Below are 2,333 nucleotides of genomic sequence, written 5' to 3'. Positions count from 1 at the left end.
GATGGGTCGGCCGCGCAGCGAGGTGTCAGCGTTGAGCTGGTCCTTTTCTGCGCGGCCTCCCGCCGAACCGGACGTGATGGTTTCCCGATCATCCGGCTCTCCAGTGACTACTGCGTGAGCGGTAGGGCTGGCTGCCCCGTGTGGATGTGGCCATGGCAGGCGGTGCAGACCACGAGGCTCTTGCGCCGCTTGTTGGCCATGGCCTTGGCCCAGTGGGGCTGGAGTGGGCCGGGTATGCCGAGGTCAGCGAGCTTGCGGATGTGATGGACCTGCACCTCACCCGTTTGCCCGCAGATCTCGCAGGTATCCGCCAGGAGCCGTTGGACGATCTCCTTGTGCGGATAATCGACCCGGATCGGCTGACGGTCGGTGACCGCCGCCGACCGTTGCCGGTGGAGTGGTAGGCCACCGAACCGCGCGACCAGTGGCTGCCTGCCGTCGCGCTCGATCCGCGCCTCGAAACAGGTGCGGATGCCCTGCGGTGTCTGGACCTTGGCCTTGAATCTGGCCGCCATCTTCGACACCGAGGAGCGGTGCTTGCCCGCCAGGGTCTTGAGCATGGAGGTCTCCATGACCCAGCGCAGCCGGTGAAGCCGGTGGACGTCTCCGGCCAGCAGGTAGTACTGGACGATGCCCCGGTAGATGGCCCCGTAGGTGGCGACGATGGTGTGGTCGCTGCCGTCGGTCAGGGCCTTCTGCTTGGCGGGTTTGCCGTGTTGCAGGTAGGGGGCAGACTTGGCCTTGATCACGTCCAGCGGCACCCGCAGAGCGACCTGCCCATTGACCGTCCTGCGACGGCGGGTGGTCTTGCGGCTGTTGTGCTGGACGATGATCTCGTAGCCGAGGAAGCGCGCCGCGCCGGTCCGGGCGTGGGTGATCAGCGTTTTGTCCTGGGAGAGTTCCAGCTTGAGTTCGTCGCGCAGGAAGGTCGCCAGGCGCTGTTTGATCTCCTCGGCCTCGGCCTCGGCCTTGGGCCCGGTGAACCCGAGCAGATGATCATCTGCGTATCGGCAGTAGCGCAGCCTCCGATAGCCCGGATCGTCCGGGTCGGAGCTGGGCAGGCTGACCATGTGTCGCCGTAGCGCGCGGGCCTGCGCCCGGTCGCCGCGGCGGCGGGCTTTGGCCAGCCGGTTCTGCAGATCGAGGTAGGCAGGGTTGCGCGCCCTGCGGTCCCCGCGGGTGTACTCCGGAATCAGAACCGTCTCGACAAACTGGTCGAGTTTGCGCAGGTAGATCGAGGACAGGATCGGCGAGGCAACCCCGCCTTGGGGAGCCCCGGACAGGGTGGCGCCCCATTTCCAATCCTCCAGGTATCCGGCCGTGAGCATGTTGCGCACCAGCCGCAGGAACCGGTTGTCGTGGATCTTCTCCGACAGGATCTTGATCATCAGGTCGTGATCTAAGGATCCGAAGCAGTCGGCGATGTCCGCCTCGATGAACCAGGCCGTCCCGGTCCAGGTGTTGGCGATCTCCCGCAACGCGGTATGACAGCCTCTCCCCGGCCGGAACCCGTGGGACCGGTCGGAGAACGTCGGCTCGTAATACGCCTCCAACAGCAGTCGCACCACCTCCCCGACGAGTTTGTCCGACCAGGTCGGCAGTCCCAGCGGGCGCGTCTTCCCGCTCGATTTGGGGATGTGCACCCGCCGCACCGGGCGAAACCGATAGCGCTCGTGGCGCATGGCCTCGATGATCCGGCCGATCTTCGCCTGGGACATGCCGTCCACGGTCTCCTGTGTGACCCCGGGTGTCATCGCGCCGTGGTTGGCGTAGATGCGTCCGTAGGCCAGCAGATACAACTGCGGATTGAACAGTTGCCGATACAGCTCGTTCACCGGCAGGCCACGCCTGCCGCGCTCACGCAGGACACCCAGCACCGTTGCGGCGCTCTGCATTACGCATACCTCCCGACCCTGAGGTGTCCCATCACCTGACCCCCTTCGCCCTGCGGGCGGCTTTCCCGCCCTCCCTGGCCGGTCGTGACTCCGGCGACTACTACGGGGCCTCCGTCGCCGTGGGGCTCGCGCCCGGTAGGCGATCCCGCGATTCATCTCTGTTGCACGTGACAGCGTGACGTAGGCGTCCCACTCATCTCCTTCAACACCCTCGCTGGGCGTCGCCCCGTGCTCCGGAGGTTGCGGCGGGAAACGCTAGACCCCGTCGCAGAGCACGGCACCGGTTTCGGTGGTCTTTCCGGTGGATGGGAACTTGCATCGACTGGAGATTGGGCTTCAGGCAATCCAGCTTTCGCCATATCACGCGGGTCCCCCCGGCACCCCGCCCCTGACCACTGGGCCCGGTCGCCAGGTTTCCTGACATGCTGTTGTCCCCTT

At 66.1% G+C, this 2,333-nt stretch carries 1 protein-coding gene; it reads right to left on the bottom strand.

The window, feature by feature from the left end:
• Positions 1-107: 107 nt before the first annotated feature.
• Entirely contained in the window at positions 108-1,895 is a 1,788-nt protein-coding gene (locus tag LDL49_RS56300; protein ID WP_225303168.1) for a reverse transcriptase/maturase family protein, read from the bottom strand.
• Between the last annotated feature and the right edge of the window lie 438 nt (positions 1,896-2,333).

Source organism: Nonomuraea aurantiaca (assembly GCF_020215705.1).
Lineage (GTDB): Bacteria > Actinomycetota > Actinomycetes > Streptosporangiales > Streptosporangiaceae > Nonomuraea > Nonomuraea aurantiaca.
The sequence above is the reverse complement of the archived record's forward strand: the minus strand, read 5'-3'. Positions and strand labels throughout refer to the sequence as shown.